A 17,844-nucleotide genomic window follows, 5' to 3' on the forward strand; every position below is an offset into this window, starting at 1 on the left:
CCACTACTATACCAAGACCCCGCCCCCTTTTCAAGCGTTTCAGACAGAAAATCCGGCAGAATGCACTGCGTTATTACGGCAATGTGTCCACTGCCCACAGTATATTCTGCCGGATGCTTCCGTCTCTCACGTACATTTCTATGTGGTTTTCCAAGCAGCCGCGACACTCCCGGATATTCTCTCCAGGCTGCTGTTTTCTCGAAAACTTTTTCTATAAAATATACGATATCATCTCAATCCCGAAAATGATCATATATAAAATAAATCCCGGATTCAGGTACACATACTTCCTGTACGGTGTCGGCCACCCGTTCTGCCGTCCCATCTGCCACCAGTAGCGGCGTCCGTCCCGGAAGAAAAAGTAGATCCCGGCTGCGATGAGAAGCAGGATCATAATGAAGCTTCCCACAGAAAACGCCGCCGCCATTGCGCTCATCCCCAGTACGTTCAATCCATTTTCCACCAGCACTAACATCATGGAAAAGGAATTCACTGCCATGTGAAGCAACACATTATAAAAAATCCGGTTCGTCCGCACCGCCACATAGCCAAGGATCAGTCCGATCACCACCGCGTACAGGCATTGGTTTAAATTTCCGTGCATCAGCCCGAACATGACCGCACAGTAGACAACCGCTGTCCGGTCCCCGAACCGTCTCGCCTTCTTTAAGAGAACTCCCCGGAAGATAAACTCCTCCATAAACGGGGCGATCAGGCAGGTGTAGATCACCATTCCAGGCGTCAGCTCATCGAGGGCGTCCATCACCGGGTTCATATCCGTCGCCGGAACTCCCGTAAATATAGAAAAAAACACGTCCAGAAACACGCCGAGGAAATTAAAGATGTACCCAAGTCCCAGGCACATGAAAAGCGCCGACATCCAGACCTCCGCCGGAAGTGTATGAGCCGGTCTCCGGTCCGATCTCACAAAACATGTCATCGGAACCACCAGAAGGAAAGGAACTCCGATAGAAAAGATATACTGCACCAGGACTCCCGTCCACGGGGAATCAAAAAGCCCGGAAAGCAGACGCGCTCCGCCGCTTCCCAGGCCATGGATCCGGTGCCATACCAGGCCATAGAAAGCACTGCCCAGGTACTGGAACCCTGAGCAGGCGCACATGGCAAGGCATAAAATTGTAAACGTGATCAGAAAATCTCTTCGTTTATGCACCATATTCTTCCTTCATGATCTCACTGCTTCTCGCAATGAACTTTGTCATACGCTCCGGAGAAAGACTTCCGTGAGCGAGCTTTGCAAGGTCATAGAGCTGTTCGCAGAGCATCGGTGTCTTCTCGCCGTCCCTGTTGTTTAACACATACTTTACAAGGCCGTTGTTTGCGTTGAGGACAAGTGTCTCCTCCGCCGGGAACAGGTCGGAACCGCCGCCGTACATGCTGTACATCTTCATCATATCCTGCATTCTGCGGCTCTCCTCGGAGACAGTGATCATGGACGCGAGGCCCTCGTTTTTCAGCTTCTCGACCTTTACATTTAACTTATCGTTTCCGATGGCCTTCTTGAAAACCTCCGCAAGAGTCTCAGCGTCCTTCTTTTCCTGCTCCTTTGCGGCCTCATCGGTCTCCTCGGCATCCTTGAAGGTCTCGTTGACATCCGCGTCGATGCGCAGGAACTTTAAGCCCTCATTCTTCTGCTCCACATGCTGCATAAATGGAGAATCAATCGGATTCGGAAGGATCACAGCGTCGATTCCTGCTTCCCTGAACATGTTGATGTACTGGCTCTGCTCTTTCTCGTCAGTTACATAAAAGATCTTATTCTCGTGTTTTTCCTTGTTCTCCTCCAGGCAGTCAGCGAGAGTCAGGTACTTGCCGTCCAGATTCTTGTAGAGGATGTAGTCTTTCATCTTCTCGTCAAACTTCTCATCCTTTAAGCAGCCGAATTTGATGAACGGATTGATGTCATCCCAGTATTTCTCGTAATTCTCGCGGTCTGTCTTGCACATGCCGGACAGCTTGTCCGCAACCTTCTTTGTGATATAGTCGGAGATCTTCTTAACGAATCCATCATTCTGGAGGGCACTTCTGGATACATTTAGCGGAAGATCCGGGCAGTCGATCACGCCCTTTAACAGCATCAGGAATTCCGGAATGACTTCCTTGATATTATCGGCAATGAATACCTGATTGTTGTAGAGCTTGATCTTACCTTCGATGCTCTCGTACTCCATGTTGATCTTCGGGAAGTAAAGAATACCCTTTAAGTTGAACGGGTAGTCCATGTTCAGATGGATCCAGAATAACGGCTCCTTGAAATCCTGGAATACCTTGCGGTAGAACTCCTTGTACTCCTCGTCTGTGCACTCATTCGGATGCTTGTTCCAGAGCGGATTTGTATCATTTACCGGAACCGGACGTCTTGCGATCTTATATTTTTCTTTTGCCGGGGAAACCTCAACTGTCTCCTTTGTTCCGTCCTCTTTTTCCTTCTCCTCTGTCTTTGCAGGCTCTACGATCGTCTCGATAATTGTATCTTTATCGGTGAGCTCGTCCTTTTCGATCGTGTCGTACTGCGGCTCTGCAGTCTCATCGTTTAAGTAGATCTCAACCGGCATGAACGCGCAGTATTTATCGAGGATCTCTCTTGCACGGTACTCATTTGCGAACTCAGCGCTGTCCTCATTCAGGTACAGGGTGATCACGGTTCCGTGTCCTTCCTTTGTGCCCTCTTTCATATCGAACTCGGTACCGCCCTCAGACTCCCAGTGGACCGGCTTTGCGTCCTGCTTGTAGGATAAGGTATCGATCGTTACTTTGTCGGCTACCATGAACGCGGAGTAAAAGCCAAGTCCGAAGTGACCGATGATCTGGTCCTCGTTTGCTTTATCTTTGTACTTGTTTAAGAAATCCTGCGCACCGGAAAAAGCGATCTGGTTGATATACTCGTCAACCTCGTCCTCTGTCATTCCAAGACCGTTATCTTTGATCCGGATCGTCTTTTCCTTCGGGTTTACAGTAACCTGAACTTTATAGGTCTCATCATCCGGTGTCTCGTACTCGCCCATCAGGGCCAGCTTCTTTAATTTTGTGATGGCATCGCAGCCGTTGCTGACTAACTCACGGTAGAAGATATCGTGATCGGAATACAGCCATTTTTTGATGATCGGGAATATATTCTCACTATTGATTGAAAGACTTCCACTTTTTGCCATGTTAAACCACTCCTTATTTCTATTCCTGCGGCGCGGGGGAATTTCTCATAATTCCTTCGGACCGCTTATTTTCATTTATCGTTTTCCAGCTGCCTTTTTAACAGCTGTTCTGTTCAACATGACATATTTTAATACCAGGAAATCAAAATGTCAATAAAATTAGCACTCATTTTTGATGAGTGCTAATAAAATTTTTATAAACTTTTTTCTCTTTCGCCTTTGCTATGGGCGGGTCAGTCAATTTATGATCTCACTTAATTCTCGCTCTCGATCGGAATAAACACTCTTGCAGTCTCCTCCTGCTCATGTTTCTTCCGCTCGTTCTTCGCCGCAGCCACAGCCATCTCGCAGAGTGCCATCTGGGATCCCACCGGGAGTTTTCCACGGCGGTCCGGCTTCTCGTATGTTCCGTCCGGCTGTAAGACATGGGCTTTTAAGTTGTCCTCAAGCTCCAGTTCCATATACTTCCGGATCCTGTCTTTCAACTCTTCCCTCAGTACCGGGAACAGGATCTCCACGCGGCGGTCCAGGTTTCTCGGCATCCAGTCGGCGCTTCCCATGTAGATCTCTTCGCTTCCGTCATTCTCGAAGATAAAGATCCGCGCGTGTTCCAGAAATTCCCCGACGATGGAGCGGACTTCAATATTCTCGGAAAGTCCCGGAATTCCTGCCTTCAGACAGCAGATTCCACGGACCACCAGATGGATCTTGACACCAGCGCAGGACGCCTCATATAAGGCCGCGATGATCTCTTTATCACAGAGAGAGTTCATCTTTGCAATAATGGAAGCCGGCTTTCCTGCCCGGGCATTCTTCGTCTCACGCTCAATCAGACGCAGGAATTTTGTTCTCAGCCACAGCGGTGCCACGGAGAGCATATTCCAGTTTAAGGGTTCCGAATAACCGGAAAGCATGTTGAAAACTGCTGTGGCATCCTCACCGATCAGCGGATGACATGTCATGATTCCGCAGTCCGTATAGAGCTTTGCGGTGGAATCGTTGTAGTTACCGGTTCCAAGGTGAACATATCTGCGGATGCCGTCCTCCTCTCTCCGGACTACGAGGGTAATTTTCGAGTGGGTCTTTAAGCCCACAAGGCCATAGATCACATGGCAGCCTGCTTTCTCAAGTTTTTTTGCCCAGATAATATTGTTCTCCTCATCAAATCTTGCCTTCAGCTCAACGAGTACGGATACCTGTTTTCCATTCTCCGCCGCTGCAGCCAGGGCCGCGATGATCGGGGAATTTCCGCTGACACGGTAGAGGGTCTGCTTGATCGCCAGCACTTCCGGATCTCTCGCCGCTCTTCTGACAAAGTCCACAACCGGATCAAAGGTCTCGTAAGGATGCATCAGAAGAATATCACCTTTCCGGATATTCGTAAAGATATCATCGTCATTCATCAGTGCCGGAACCGGCTGCGGCGTATATTTCGGTGTCTTTAAATGGTCGTATCCGTCAAGGCCGTACATCTTCATAAGGACCGTCAGATCCAGAGCGCCCGGGATCTCGAAGATGTCTTCCTCATTGACCTCAAGTTCCCGTTTCAATACCTTGAGGAGTCTCTGATCCGCCTTATCCTCGATCTCCAGACGGATGACCTCGCCCCACTGCCTGCGCTTTAACTGCTTCTCGATCTCCTCGAGAAGATCCACAGCTTCCTCCTCGTCAAGGGAGAAATCGGCATTTCTCATGATTCGGAACGGGTGGGAGGTCACGATATCGTAGTTTAAGAACAGCTGCTGCATGTTCCGCTCGATGATCTCCTCCAGGAAAATCACATTCCGCGTCTCGTTGTGGTTCTCATCGGTGGTCACCGGGAGGCTTAAGATCCTCGGGAGTACCGCCGGAACCTGTACCATGGCAAATTCCAGTTCCTCATCGCCGTCTTTTTTCTTCAGCAGTGCCGCGATATTTAAGGATTTATTCCGGACAAGGGGGAACGGTCTCGAGGAGTCCACCGCCATCGGGGTGAGTACCGGATAGACCTCTTCCTTGAAATACCGGTCCACGAACACTCCCTGTTCCGGTGTCAGGTCCTCATGGCACTCGATCAGATTTAATCCGTTGTTTCTGAGTGCCGGGAGCAGGGACCGGTTGTAGGTATTATACTGCTGAACCACCAGTTCATGGGTCCGGACGCTGATCTTATCCAGCTGTTCCTGAGCCGTCATTCCGGCAATATCCGGTTTTTTATATCCGGCATGGACCATGTCCTTTAAGGAGGCCACGCGGACCATGAAAAACTCATCCAGATTTGATGCCGTGATGCTTAAGAATTTTAAACGGTCAAAGAGTGGGTTGGTCTTATCTCTGGCTTCCTCCAGTACACGGCAGTCAAACTCCAGCCAGCTCAGTTCTCGGTTTACATAATTCTTAGGATCCTGAAAATACTCAATTCCCTGTTCTTTTCCTTTTCTGGCCTTCTGTGCATTGTCTTTTTTTTCTTCTTTTTTCATCTTTCTTTTCCGCCTCCCTGAATGCGTTGGTTCCGGTCAGACCTGACTATACATACTTTTTATGGCGAAGCACCGGCCGAATTCCAAAAATTTCCTCAAAGAACGCTGCTTTCTGCTCAAAAGAAACAGCCTCCAGCGTAATATCGCCGTGATAATCTGTCGTGATGATCAGGTTCTGATCCTTCACGGTCATCCGGCAGTCCGCGAGCTTCGCACTGTGTCCGCGGTCCATGGAATTCGCCAGACGCAGCATCGCTGTGAGCTTTGCGATCAGAAGCATGACCTCGTTCTGACCGCTGAAGCTGTCCGTCACTTCATCTAATTCTGTCTCCATCCGAACCATATTGTAATCGAAATCCCGGATATTATAGCGGACCACATTTGCGATGATCTCCCGCTCCAAATGGGAGATACCGATGATCTCCGTGGACATGATGATGTTGTAAGCGCACTCATTGGAATTCCGGACACTGATAAACTTTCCGCAGGCATGGATCAGCACCGCGATCTGCAAAAGCAGGCGCTCTCTCTGCCCCATTCCGTGGTATTTCCGCATTGTATCGAAGATCTGGAGCACATATTTCTCGACAGTCTCCGTGTGCCGGCTTAAGCACTGGTAGCGTTTTGCCATGGAACGGGAAGTGCTGATAATATCGTTATCAAAATTGTGCCGGAATTTTATAAGCTTCTTGTCCGCCGCGAACTCCGCCGCGATCCCGTCACAGAGCCGTACCCCGGGGATCCAGATCATCTCTGCTCCCGTCATCTCAAGAAACTTCTTATAGATCACCGCGCATGGCATAAGTAAGGAAGCGTACTCCCGGTTCACCCCGAAATGCTCCTCCATCTGCTCTTCATTCATCGTGCTCAGGCGGGTGTAAAACTCTTCAAACTGCTCTCTCGTGATCCTCGAAAGCGGCTTTCCGTCTTCCTCGTACCGAAACAGATACAGGATGTTCTCACCGATCCCGATCAGATGCTTGATCTTCCGCTCCTTTAAATACATTTTTTTATAGTTCTGGAGTTCATTGTCCACCATCTCATCAATAAGCTCCCGGTACTGTTCCATCGTCGTATCGACCTCTTCCAGAGTACCGCGGATCCTCAGAACACCTAACGGCAGATTTTCCGTATTCACCAGAAGGTTTTTATCAAACATGGATATCTGCATGCTGCCGAATCCCACGTCCACGATAGCGGTTCCCTGCTGGATATTCTCATCAAACTCGTCATCGGACACCGCAATAGCCTTGTAGCCCAGAAATCGCTGTTCCGAGTTGCTGATAATCCGTACCTGGATCCCGGTTCGGACACGGATCTGATCCAGAACGATCCTATTGTTTCTCGCCTCGCGCATCGCACTTGTGGCGTAGGCACGGTATTCCGTGACTTTATAGGATTTCATGATCCTTGCAAAATCCGCAAGCACATCGCAAAGCTCCTCCACCATCTCATAGCTGATCTTTCCGTTATTGTAGGTATCTTTTCCCAGCGCAGTGACGTGACGGATCTGATCCAGTTTTCGGATCTTGTTGCGGTTTGAGATCTCATAGATCCCCATCTCCACCTCAAAGGATCCCACATCGATGGCTGCAAATGTAAGGGCTGCCATGTTTTTTCCTCCTTGCTCTGTGCACGACGATCGCCGGACCCGTTTTGTGTCCGCCATATCGTCTGCATCAAATATCTGTTGATACAAGAATCGGTCCGGATTTTCCCGGACCGTATCTCTCTAATAATTACCTAAAATTCTCATGACGGAAGCTTCCGCAGCAAGACCGGTCAGCGCGTTTCTCACTCCCGCATCGCTTAAATTTCCTTCGAAATCCACGAAGAACCGGTACTCGAAGCTCTTTTCCGGAATCGGTCTGGATTCGATCATCGTCATATTGACATTGTTGAAAATGAAGTTTCCAAGGATGTTGTATAGGGAACCGCTCTTATGGGCGATCTCGAAAGCCACGCTGATCTTTCCGGCGGTCTTTGCGTACACCGGCTCTTTTCCGAGGATCAGGAATCTTGTCGTATTTCCCTTGACGTTGTTGATCTCCTTTGCGAGGATCTCCATTCCATAGAGTTCTCCCGCTGTACGGCTTGCGACAGCCGCCTGGGACGGATCCTTCTCCTCCATGACCTTCTTTGCAGCTACAGCCGTGTTTAAGACAGCGATCTGCTTCCAGTCTTTATGGGCGGACAGGAAATCAGAGCTCTGGGCCAGAGCCTGGGCATGGGAGTAAACGGTCCTGATATCGGAGAGCTCCGCTCCCGGAACGCCGAGCAGCATATGGGCAACCGGGACATAGACCTCGCCGACTATGTAATTCTTATACTTTAAGAGCAGGTCGTAGTTGTTGATCACGAAACCGGCTGTGGAATTCTCGATGGGAAGTACCGCATAATCAGCGCGTCCCTCTTCCACCTCGCGCATCGTGTCCTCGAACTCCGGAACATGGTAAAGATCCGCGTCCTCGCCGAAATATAACTTCGCGGCGGCATGGCTGTAAGCGCCCTCGACGCCCTGGAAGACGATCTTTTTATTCTTCTTCCCGATGGTCTCCACTTCCGTAAATCCGGTGTCCATTCCCATACCGTGAGCGGATAACAGGCTGTACTGGTATCTGCGGCTGACGGACATTAACTGGGAAAAGATCTCCTTTACCGCCTCTTTATTGAACTCACTGTGGGCCAGCTCCTGAACCGCTGCGATCTTCTGTGCCTCTCTCGCCGCATCGTAAACGGCTTTTCCTGTTCCGATCTTATATTCCGCCACATCTCCGCATACGGACATGCGCTCCTCAAACAGACGGACGATCTCTTTATCGATCACGTCCAGCTTGTCCCTGCATTCTTTTAAGTCAAGATTTTTCATATATTTTATGCCTCTGCTTTCTGTCATTTCTCCCCAGGTATTTCCCAAAATTTCTTTTGCTTTTTCAGCAGATCTCTCCGAAACCTTGTCCTGTCATATCATTTCAAGCCATTTTATCCGCCTGAAACCTTATTGTTTTTCTTCCTGCATTTCTTTCAGCATTCTGATCAATACATTTCTAGTGTAAGCACCCGGATGTTTCCGATCTTCGGCTTCCAATTCTTTTACATAGAACGGTTTTCCGTAGTAGATCGTAATATGGGACGGGGTGATAAACGGGAAGTGTTTTTCCAGCACCTCCGCCGTTCCTGTCATCGCCACCGGGACCACCGGACAGCCGGATTTCTCCGCAATCTTTAAGCTCCCCTCTTTAAACGGAAGGAGCTCCGTGATATCTTCGTTCGGATTTCTCGTTCCCTCCGGGAAAATCCAGATGGAAACGCCGTTTTTTACCTTCTCGATTCCCTGAAGGATCATCTTTAAGCCTTCTTTGATGTTCTTTCTGTCTAAGAACAGGCAGTTCACGTTCACCATCCAGGTGCGTAAGAGTGGGATCTTTTCCATCTCCTTTTTTGCGACGAAACCGAGCAGTGTCGGAACTGTCGTGTAGCCCGCAAGAATATCAAAATAGCTTCTGTGGTTTCCAACATAGAGGACCGCTGTGTCTTCCGGTATATTTTCCGCGCCCTTCACCGTCACGGTCACCCCCGCCAGCTTTAAGAGTACCTTGAACACGGACCGGACGACCTTGATCGTCTCCAGATCCCGCGCGTGGGGATCTTTCTTTCCAAGCGATACCTGTGCCACAAGGAACGGATAGCTGAAGATCAAAAATCCCACCAGTGTGAACAGGACAAGTAATAATCTTATCATAAGTAACAAACCTCCCATATTTTCTTTAACAGTAACGGTGCTCTCTTACGGTCAGCACAGCAGGTGTGCCCACCTATTGAACAATTGCCTTTCATACACTTTAAAGAGTTACAGCAATGAGGTTCATAAGTTATATTATATTAAATAAACCTCTTATTTGCAACTCAAATGCACCTCGAATCCATCTAAAATCCAGCTCAAATCTGTCTATATATTGGCTTTTCCGTTTCCGGATCTCTGGAAAGGATTTCCTCTTTTCCTCCCGTCAGATATTCAAAGAGAAGTCCTGTCATGAACCAGAACGGAGCAAAATCCAGCCGGATCACGCCGTCAACGCTCAGCATCCGCCCGGTGTAATCCCACGGACATATCCCAAGGCTTTTCAAGAATGTTCCCGTGAGGTATTCTGCGAAAAAGATCAGGACCATGTCCAGGATCCCATGTCGGAAGATCCTGTCCTTTACCGCGATCTGTCCCCGGTCTCCGATCCAACTGTCCACCCATTTCCCGATGGGCCCCAAAAGGATTCCCATTCCATATATCGGGAACATGTATATTGATGTCTTTCCCATGAATTTCATATCTCCAGCCGCAAAGCCTTCCACGGAAGTCAAAAGGATCTCAAGTCCCCATCCCGTCAGACCGCAGAGCATAAAATTCCTGACCCATTGTCTCCATCCGCCGCCGGAGCTTTTTTTTACTGCAATTTTCTGATTTCTGTTTTTCTGCTTCCATCTGTTCATGAAACCAGTATCTGTGATTCTCCGATCCGCTATGCAGCCTTTTCCACGGTGCTTTTTTCCACTTTGATTTTTCTGCGGCTCATGCCCTGGAAAGCCAGGATCGGCCGCTTACTCTATACATACTGATTTTTTTCCGGATCGTACTCATAATCGATCGACGCGAGTTTCTCATCCACGTCTTTCCTGTCTAGACAAAGCGACCTGCACAACTCGTCCATATCCGGGTAATTGTCCCGCAGTTGTGTGTTGATATAGCTTAACAGCATGACCGGATCTTTCGGTATCTTCGTCATCTCTCTCCTTTCCCGGATGATTCTTTCTCTCCAAACCATCCGCCGCCTTTACTTTCTGAATCCTCCTGTGTTATACTATAAACCATATGTGAGATGATTGCAAACGAAAGGGGATTTAAAAACCATGAAACACCTTCTGCTGCTTGGAACGGGAGGAACGATCGCCTGCAAGAGAGGTGAAAACGGTCTGACACCGCTCCTCACCGGCGATGAACTGTTATCTTATGTACCGGATGCGAAAAAATTCTGCGAGGTGGAGACGGTGCAGGTCTTAAACATCGACAGCACGAATATGCACCCGAAGCACTGGCTGAAGCTCGCCCAGGTCCTGGAGGAGAATTATGACGATTATGACGGCTTCGTGATCTGCCACGGCACCGATACGATGGCCTACACCGCTGCTGCCATGTCCTATCTCGTCCAGCACTCCAGCAAGCCCATCGTCATCACCGGTGCCCAGAAGCCCATCGACCTTGACGTGACGGACGCGAGAACAAACCTTCTGGACAGCCTGCGTTTTGCCGCCTCCGAACGTGCCCACGGCGTGACCATCGTATTTGACGGAAAAGTCATCGCGGGAACACGTGGAAAAAAGGAGCGCAGCAAGAGCTACAACGCCTTCTCCAGCATCAACTTCCCGTACCTCGCCGTGATCCAGGACGAGCATATTTTATACTACATCGACGACAAGTGGCAGGACCGCGAGAGTGTCCGCTTCTACCACGAGATGGACAGCCAGGTCAGCCTCTTAAAGCTGATCCCGTCCATGGACTCCAGCCTCCTCGACTATATGGCAGAGCATTACGACGCAGTCGTCATCGAATCCTTCGGTGTCGGCGGTCTTCCGTCCTATGAATCCGGCGATTTCTATAGCTCCATCGAAAAATGGATCTCTATGGGAAAAGTTGTTGTCATGACCACCCAGGTCACTCAGGAAGGCAGCAACATGTCCGTCTACGAGGTCGGCCAGAAAATCAAAAACGCCTTCGGTCTCATCGAATCCTACGATATGACCCTGGAGGCCACCGTCACCAAACTCATGTGGATCCTCGGGCAGACGAGGGATCATGATAAGGTGCGGGAGATGTTCTATGAGACCATCAATCATGATATTTTGTGGAACACGGGAAGACGGTAATACGATTGAAACATTTTAAAAGACTGCATACCAACAAACGGACATGCAGTCTTTTTGGCTTCTTAAATAACGTCCGGAATTATGCTTTCCACTCTTTTTTATACTCTTCAAACTCTTCGTCCGAACAATAGATCGTATGTCCCGGACTTACTTCGTGATAGGACGGCTGTTTTCCTTCACCGTAATGATGAATCTCCGGATCGTAATGGATTTTTACGCGTTTTTTCTCATTGAGCGGATCCGGCTCCGGAATGGCAGAAAGCAGTGCCTTGGTGTACGGATGAAGCGGATTCTTAAATAGCTCATTGGAATCCGCCATCTCAACCAGCTTTCCGAAATACATCACACCGATTCGGTCGGAAAAATATTTGACGACGGAAAGATTATGCGCAATAAACAGGATTGTCAGTCCCATTTCCTGTTTCAGCTTATTTAGCAGATTGATCACCTGTGCCTGCACAGAGACATCGAGAGCTGAAACCGGCTCATCTGCGATCACCAGCTGCGGTTCCACGATCAGCGCCCTTGCAATTCCGATGCGCTGGCGCTGTCCTCCTGAAAATTCATGGGGGTATCGGGATGCATGTTCTGCCTGAAGCCCCACATGTTCCAGCATCGCGATCACCCTTTTCTGCAGTTCTTCCGGGTCTTTCACCCCTCGAATTTTCAATCCTTCCGCTATAATCTCCTGTACTGTCATTCTCGGATTTAAAGATGCGATCGGATCTTGGAAAATCATGGCAATATGATCGGTAATATATTTATGAAGCTCCCTGTCCATTTTTCCGGAGATTTCTATGCCGTTAAATTTCACAGTTCCCCAGGTGGGATCATACAGCCGAATAATCGTGCGGCCTGTCGTTGTTTTTCCGCAGCCGGACTCACCAACCAGTCCGAACGTCTCCCCGCGTTTCACATAAAAGGATACATCATCCACCGCTTTCACTGTAGACTTTTTTCCTCTGTTTTTTGTTGTAAAATACATGCTGAGGTGTTCCACATCCAGAATATGATCCTCAACACCTGTCGAATTCATCTTTTTATTATCCATGTTCCGCCTCCTCCTTCATCCTGGCGATGCGGTGCTGCAAAATCTCCGGCATCTCTACATTTGGCGCATCCGGATGTAAAAGCCATGTAGCAGCATAGTGGGTGTCGGAAATTTTAAAATACGGCGGTTCTTTTTCAAAATCAATCTTCATCGCGTATTTATTTCTCGCTGCAAATGCATCCCCTTTCGGCGGATGAAGCATATTAGGCGGAGCACCCGGAATTGCATATAGGGTCTCTTCCGTGTGCAGATCCGGCATTGCAGACAACAGTGCCCAGGTATACGGATGCGCCGGATGGTAGAAAATATCTTCACAGGTTCCCACTTCCACGATCCGTCCGGCATACATAACGCATACACGATCTGCAATATTGGCAACCACGCCGAGGTCATGAGTGATGAAAATTACCGACAGATCGTGCTCTCTTTTCATATCATTGATCAGCTCCAGGATTCTCGCCTGAATCGTCACATCGAGAGCTGTCGTCGGCTCATCGCAGATCAGGATCTCCGGATTGCATGCAAGGGCAATTGCAATGACAATGCGCTGCCTCATACCGCCAGAGAACTGGAACGGATATGCCTCATACCGCTCTGCCGCGTTCGGAATTCCAACGGCTTCCATCAATTCGATGGCCCTCTGCTTCGCCTTTGACTTTTCAATGGATCCGCTTAAGATCAGCGCCTCTGAGATCTGTTTTCCTATTTTCATGATCGGATTCAGTGCTGACAGAGGATCCTGGAACACCAGTGAGATCCGTTTTCCTCTGATCTTATAAAAGTCTTTTTCCTTATATTTCGCCATATCTTCGCCCTGATACAGAATCGAGCCGCTGTCGATATGGCCGTTCTTTGCAAGAATTCCAAGAATTGCTTTGATCGTAACCGATTTTCCGGAACCGGATTCTCCTACAATCGCCAGTGTCTCACCTTTCATCAAGTCAAAGTTGACATCACGAACCGCATGAACCGTACCTGCGAACGCCTGAAAGGAAACAGAAAGATCTTTTACACTTAAAATAGGTTCCATACCATTCGCTCCTTTCCTTATGCACCGCGCTGGGTTGGATCAAATGCGTCACGCAGACCATTTGACAGCATGTTGAATGCGATCATCAGCAGAGAAATCACAACTGCCGGGAAAAACACCTGGTTCGGATACTGCTGCATGATCTTCTGTCCCTGGGATAAAAGGACACCGATCGAGCTTTCCGGTGCACGGATGCCAAGTCCGATATATGCCAGGAAAGACTCGGTAAAAATAGCTCCCGGAATTGCAATCATGGCACGTGTAATGATTGGCCCAATGGAATTCGGCAGAATATGCCGGAAGATCAGTGCCATATCTTTCACGCCGAGTGTTCTGGCCGCAAGCACATATTCGCTGCCTTTATAACGGTAAAACTGGGAGCGAATCATTCGGGCTGTGCCAATCCAGTTCTGTACGACAAGGCAAAGAATAATTGACAGCATGCCGGTTCCGAAAAAGAGGATAAATAATGTTACCACTACAATCTCCGGGAATGCACCGATAATCTCGGTAATGCGCATCATAACCATATCGATCTTTCCGCCGTAATATCCCGCAATGGAGCCATAGACAATACCGATAAAAACATTGCAGATTACCGAGATGAACGCAATTACCAGGGAAACACGGGCACCTCGCCACATTCGTACCCACAGATCACGGCCGAGATAATCCGTCCCCATCCAGAAATATGTTCCATCCTCAAGACCGCAGTACTTGTAGTAATCCACTTTGATATCACACATATCCGCGCCCTGGACCTTCCGGTAGTTGATGACTTTCAGAATGCTGCCTTCCGGATAACGTGTTGTATCTTCCAGGCTGTCCACACGTCGATTCGTCAGCCATCGGGTTCCATCCAGAATTCCAACATTCTCGAGAACCGGCATTTTGGGCGGAAGATTGATTCGGTTCAGATCCTGGTCATTGTAGTGCCAGCGGCTCATCATTGGCATAAAGATTGCCATGAACAGAATGATCACGATTCCTACAAACGCTACAATGGAGACCTTGCTCCGGCAGAAACGCAGCATTGCATCCTTAAAAAAGCCAATCGGCTTATCCTGGAATGTCACATCCGCAATGTCATCCTTCATCTGGACAAATTCAAATTGTTCTTTGTCAGCCTGATATTCCGGTACAGCGGAAGAGTAAAATTTTGCCATTATTTCTTCCCTCCCATCCTTACACGCGGATCAACAATCCCGTAAGAAAGATCCACGATGAGTACAGTCACAAGAGATACCACAGAATAAAAGATCAGGGCCGCCAGCGTTACCGTATAGTCCGGCGCATTGATGGACTTTACCATAATACCGCCCATACCGGGAATCGAGAAAATGGTCTCGATTACAAGACTTCCGCCCATAATGCTTGTAAACATCGGCACAATGATATTCATAAGAGGAAGCATGGAGTTTCGGATTCCATGGTTGATCGTTGCCTGACGTTCCGTGAGTCCCTTCGTCTTTGCCAAAAGCATAAAATCTGAGTTGATGGTCTCTGCCAGTTCCGCTCTCAGATATCTTGTCACACGGGCGATCGGTCCTAGAGACAGGGCCATGATCGGAAGAAACAGGCAATAAAATTTATCCCAACCGGATGCCGTAGCATCGTAAATGATCGGAAATAATCCCGCTTTAAATGCCACAAAATACTGAAGCAGGGTGGCGAAGATAAAGGATGGAACTGAGATAAATATGACGACCAGAAACGATATCAGATAGTCTGTCATCGTATTTTTCCGGATTGCCGCCACAATTCCGAGGATAATCCCCAATGGAAGCGATATGATCAGTGAAAAAAAGTTAATATAGAGTGTGACCGGAATCTTTGTCTTGATCACATCCCACACCGGAACATTGACATACATCTTCAGAGATGTTCCCCAGTCGCCTTCCAGAACAAGTCCCTTTAAGAACATTGCATACTGGATCGGGATCGGCTTATCAAGATTATATTTTGCTTCCAGAGCTGTCCTCTGCTCATATGTCATATCTACGGCATCATCGAAGATTCCGCCCGGCATCAGGCGGATCACCATGAAGCCGATGGTAATGATAATAAACAGAGTTACTAACATTGCCAGAATTCGCTGCATAATGTATTTTGCCATATCATTCCCTCCGAGTTTCCTTTTGCGATTCCTGTAAAGCCCATCGGTTCCTTTTCGCCGCCCGATCACTTCCGTCAGCATAAAATCCGCCTGCCGGCTCGCAGTATCCGGCAGGCAGATGTTTGCAGGTTCATTCAGTTCCCGTCATCGGTTATACTTCTTTATCACTGATCGTGAAACCAAATCCGTAACCCGGAATGTATACATCCGATGGGAGAATGACTTTCGGATTGATCAGATAGTAGCTCGGTGCCTCGTATACCGGGCAGGCTGCTACTTCATCAAGCACGATCTTTTCGATTTCCCTTGTCAGTTCCAGACGGTATGCCGAATCCATTTTTGCTTCCAGATCATAATTGGCTTTTTCCCAAAGTGCATCCACTTCATCATTGTAATATGGTTCGTTCTTGTTCGAATACATGCCGGTGTAAACTTTAAGTCCGTTCCACGGTGCCGGTGTACTGGTATTCCATCCTCTCCACTGAAGTTCAAAGCTGTTCGGATCTCCATCTTTCCATCCCTTGATGTAGGAGTTTAAGACACCGCTCGGAGCTGCCATCAGCTCCAGAGTAAAGCTGTCGCCAAAGATCTCCGGGAAAGATTTATGTAAGAACTCAGATGCCGCCTTATTGTTGGCACTCGTCTCATTGTACTGAAGGGTCAGGGTCAGACTGGTAAGTCCACATTCTTCCATCGCCTTGTCGTAATACTCCTTGGCAAGTTTCGGATCATACCCGAGATTTTCGGTCAGATATTCCTGTGATTCAGGCATTTCCCGGAATGTCTTGCCGTCAAGACCAAGGCACTTGCTCGCAACGAGATAATTAGCCGGAATTCCATTTGTCATTTTTGCAATGCTCTGACGGTCCACTGCATAGAACAACGCTTTTCTGAAGTTCAGATTTCCAAGGATTCCATTGTTATTAGTATTTCCGTGGTTAATCGTAATGGTCTGGATGGAGGTTGCCGGTGCTACCTTGATGCTCGGATCATCCACATACTGTTCAATCGCCTCCGGGCTTAATGCGACTTCGTCCAGTTCTCCGTTTAAGTAAAGCTCAAGCGCTGTATTTCTGTCTGCTACAACTTTATAAACATATTCATCCAATTTGATATGGTCTGCAAGAACATAATCCGGATTTTTCTTCATTTTGAAAACGGAACCCGGTACCCATTCTGTCAAAATATAAGCTCCGCAGCTCTTATAAGTGTCTCCCGTGGAACCATATGAAGTCTTCGTCCGGTCTTCATTCATACCGGCCTCATACGTCGGTTTATGTACCAGGTTGGTCCATACATAGTTGAAATGACTCTTGATATCGGCTGCTGTAACTGGAGCATCTAACTCGAGGCCAAGCATATAATCGCCATTTCTCTTGATTCCCACTTCGTCCCAGGAGACTTTGTTTTCTGTCCCCTGAAGATAATAATCTGTAGCCTTTGTGATCGTAATATAATCACTTGCAAGCTGGGATGCACGGTTATTTACCATAAGGGGATCCAGACACATCTGGAAGGAATAGATCACATCATCCACATTGATTGAATCTCCATTCTCCCATTTCGCATTTTCACGGATCTTAATCTGCCAGATTTTTCCATCCGCATCTACCTGCTCTGGTTCACTTTCTGCCAACTCCGGAATATACTCAAATGATTTTCCGTCCGCGGTCGGATACTGACGATACAGCAGAAGTGTTGTTGGGTTGATCACATCCGAACTTGCACTTAACGTGTAGATATGGCTGTTTAATGTATCAATATCCGTCGTCATATAGTCGTTAAATACTTTCGGTCCTGTCTGTGCAGCTGCCGTTGTCTCTGCCGCCGTTGTCTCAGTAACCGTTGTATCGGAGTCTCCCGGGTTCTTCGGTTCGCTGCTGCACCCTGCAAGGGTTCCGATCACCATCGTGCATGCTAACAATGCTGCAATTGTCCTTCTCTTCATATCGTTTCCTCCTTTTTTATTTCAGGACCTCCAAACAGGCCTTCCATCTCGCCCATTTTCATTCCATTGGAATTTCTCCCAGCTGTTGACATTTATATGAATCTCATTATAATAAATTCCATATGCACGACATCAATTCAGCGAAAGGATG

14 protein-coding genes are annotated in these 17,844 nt (G+C 48.2%); 1 reads left to right on the forward strand and 13 read right to left on the reverse strand.

Annotated features, from left to right (window positions below):
• Window positions 1-211: 211 nt before the first annotated feature.
• The 8 genes from ABCW45_RS03425 to ABCW45_RS03460 all read right to left on the reverse strand — a co-directional run bounded on the left by ABCW45_RS03425 (window position 212) and on the right by ABCW45_RS03460 (window position 10,410).
• Window positions 212-1,177 carry a CPBP family intramembrane glutamic endopeptidase gene (locus ABCW45_RS03425; RefSeq protein ID WP_343220275.1) on the reverse strand — a complete coding sequence of 322 codons (966 nt, stop codon included), beginning with the start codon at window positions 1,175-1,177 and terminating at the stop codon, window positions 212-214.
• A complete protein-coding gene (gene htpG, locus ABCW45_RS03430) occupies window positions 1,167-3,173 on the reverse strand; it encodes a molecular chaperone HtpG (protein ID WP_343220276.1) in 2,007 nt (668 codons plus the stop codon). Before htpG ends, ABCW45_RS03425 begins: the two co-directional genes overlap by 11 nt.
• Window positions 3,174-3,427: 254 nt before the next feature.
• The gene (locus ABCW45_RS03435; protein ID WP_343220277.1) at window positions 3,428-5,632 is read right to left on the reverse strand and encodes an RNA degradosome polyphosphate kinase; all 2,205 of its coding nucleotides are present in this window, start codon (window positions 5,630-5,632) and stop codon (window positions 3,428-3,430) included.
• A gap of 46 nt (window positions 5,633-5,678) precedes the next feature.
• The gene (locus tag ABCW45_RS03440; RefSeq protein WP_021904852.1) at window positions 5,679-7,244 is read right to left on the reverse strand and encodes a Ppx/GppA phosphatase family protein; all 1,566 of its coding nucleotides are present in this window, start codon (window positions 7,242-7,244) and stop codon (window positions 5,679-5,681) included.
• A 120-nt stretch (window positions 7,245-7,364) separates the two neighbouring features.
• Window positions 7,365-8,528 (reverse strand): prephenate dehydratase, encoded by a 1,164-nt coding sequence (gene pheA / locus ABCW45_RS03445; protein WP_343220278.1) that lies wholly within the window; start codon window positions 8,526-8,528, stop codon window positions 7,365-7,367.
• A gap of 102 nt (window positions 8,529-8,630) precedes the next feature.
• Window positions 8,631-9,374, reverse strand: coding sequence for a lysophospholipid acyltransferase family protein (locus ABCW45_RS03450; protein ID WP_015553585.1), 744 nt, complete (start codon window positions 9,372-9,374; stop codon window positions 8,631-8,633).
• A 197-nt stretch (window positions 9,375-9,571) separates the two neighbouring features.
• Complete coding sequence (locus tag ABCW45_RS03455; RefSeq protein WP_117470792.1) at window positions 9,572-10,117, reverse strand: putative ABC transporter permease; 546 nt, start codon at window positions 10,115-10,117, stop codon at window positions 9,572-9,574.
• 113 nt (window positions 10,118-10,230) lie between these two features.
• Window positions 10,231-10,410: a DUF4250 domain-containing protein gene (locus ABCW45_RS03460; protein ID WP_117470809.1), complete on the reverse strand. Its 180-nt coding sequence runs from the start codon at window positions 10,408-10,410 to the stop codon at window positions 10,231-10,233.
• Window positions 10,411-10,534: 124 nt separating this feature from the next.
• On the opposite strand from ABCW45_RS03460, the gene ABCW45_RS03465 reads away from it, so the two are divergent.
• Window positions 10,535-11,548 carry an asparaginase gene (locus ABCW45_RS03465; protein WP_117470791.1) on the forward strand — a complete coding sequence of 338 codons (1,014 nt, stop codon included), beginning with the start codon at window positions 10,535-10,537 and terminating at the stop codon, window positions 11,546-11,548.
• Window positions 11,549-11,627: 79 nt separating this feature from the next.
• Here the strand turns inward: ABCW45_RS03465 and ABCW45_RS03470 are convergent, their stop codons facing one another.
• The 5 genes from ABCW45_RS03470 to ABCW45_RS03490 form a co-directional block, all read right to left on the reverse strand.
• Entirely contained in the window at window positions 11,628-12,599 is a 972-nt protein-coding gene (locus ABCW45_RS03470) for an ABC transporter ATP-binding protein (protein ID WP_015553589.1), read from the reverse strand.
• Window positions 12,592-13,629, reverse strand: a complete 1,038-nt coding sequence (locus ABCW45_RS03475; RefSeq protein ID WP_117470790.1) for an ABC transporter ATP-binding protein — start codon at window positions 13,627-13,629, stop codon at window positions 12,592-12,594. Before ABCW45_RS03475 ends, ABCW45_RS03470 begins: the two co-directional genes overlap by 8 nt.
• Window positions 13,630-13,646: 17 nt before the next feature.
• Window positions 13,647-14,795, reverse strand: coding sequence for an ABC transporter permease (locus tag ABCW45_RS03480; RefSeq protein ID WP_343220279.1), 1,149 nt, complete (start codon window positions 14,793-14,795; stop codon window positions 13,647-13,649).
• Window positions 14,795-15,745 (reverse strand): ABC transporter permease, encoded by a 951-nt coding sequence (locus tag ABCW45_RS03485; RefSeq protein ID WP_117470807.1) that lies wholly within the window; start codon window positions 15,743-15,745, stop codon window positions 14,795-14,797. Before ABCW45_RS03485 ends, ABCW45_RS03480 begins: the two co-directional genes overlap by 1 nt.
• 151 nt (window positions 15,746-15,896) lie before the next feature.
• Complete coding sequence (locus ABCW45_RS03490) at window positions 15,897-17,693, reverse strand: ABC transporter substrate-binding protein (RefSeq protein WP_117567405.1); 1,797 nt, start codon at window positions 17,691-17,693, stop codon at window positions 15,897-15,899.
• Window positions 17,694-17,844 lie beyond the last annotated feature (151 nt).

The organism is Pilosibacter fragilis, assembly GCF_032490495.1.
In the GTDB taxonomy this organism is placed as follows: Bacteria; Bacillota; Clostridia; order Lachnospirales; family Lachnospiraceae; genus Pilosibacter; species Pilosibacter fragilis.

Coding starts and splice junctions, on each gene's coding strand:
- ABCW45_RS03460 (WP_117470809.1), bottom strand. CDS start 10,410: ATGACGAAGATACCGAAAGATCCGGTCATGCTGTTAAGCTATATCAAC.
- ABCW45_RS03435 (WP_343220277.1), bottom strand. CDS start 5,632: ATGAAAAAAGAAGAAAAAAAAGACAATGCACAGAAGGCCAGAAAAGGA.
- ABCW45_RS03485 (WP_117470807.1), bottom strand. CDS start 15,745: ATGGCAAAATACATTATGCAGCGAATTCTGGCAATGTTAGTAACTCTG.
- ABCW45_RS03455 (WP_117470792.1), bottom strand. CDS start 10,117: ATGAACAGATGGAAGCAGAAAAACAGAAATCAGAAAATTGCAGTAAAA.
- ABCW45_RS03450 (WP_015553585.1), bottom strand. CDS start 9,374: ATGATAAGATTATTACTTGTCCTGTTCACACTGGTGGGATTTTTGATC.
- ABCW45_RS03470 (WP_015553589.1), bottom strand. CDS start 12,599: ATGGATAATAAAAAGATGAATTCGACAGGTGTTGAGGATCATATTCTG.
- ABCW45_RS03475 (WP_117470790.1), bottom strand. CDS start 13,629: ATGGAACCTATTTTAAGTGTAAAAGATCTTTCTGTTTCCTTTCAGGCG.
- ABCW45_RS03440 (WP_021904852.1), bottom strand. CDS start 7,244: ATGGCAGCCCTTACATTTGCAGCCATCGATGTGGGATCCTTTGAGGTG.
- ABCW45_RS03480 (WP_343220279.1), bottom strand. CDS start 14,795: ATGGCAAAATTTTACTCTTCCGCTGTACCGGAATATCAGGCTGACAAA.
- ABCW45_RS03465 (WP_117470791.1), top strand. CDS start 10,535: ATGAAACACCTTCTGCTGCTTGGAACGGGAGGAACGATCGCCTGCAAG.
- ABCW45_RS03425 (WP_343220275.1), bottom strand. CDS start 1,177: ATGGTGCATAAACGAAGAGATTTTCTGATCACGTTTACAATTTTATGC.
- htpG (WP_343220276.1), bottom strand. CDS start 3,173: ATGGCAAAAAGTGGAAGTCTTTCAATCAATAGTGAGAATATATTCCCG.
- ABCW45_RS03490 (WP_117567405.1), bottom strand. CDS start 17,693: ATGAAGAGAAGGACAATTGCAGCATTGTTAGCATGCACGATGGTGATC.
- pheA (WP_343220278.1), bottom strand. CDS start 8,528: ATGACAGAAAGCAGAGGCATAAAATATATGAAAAATCTTGACTTAAAA.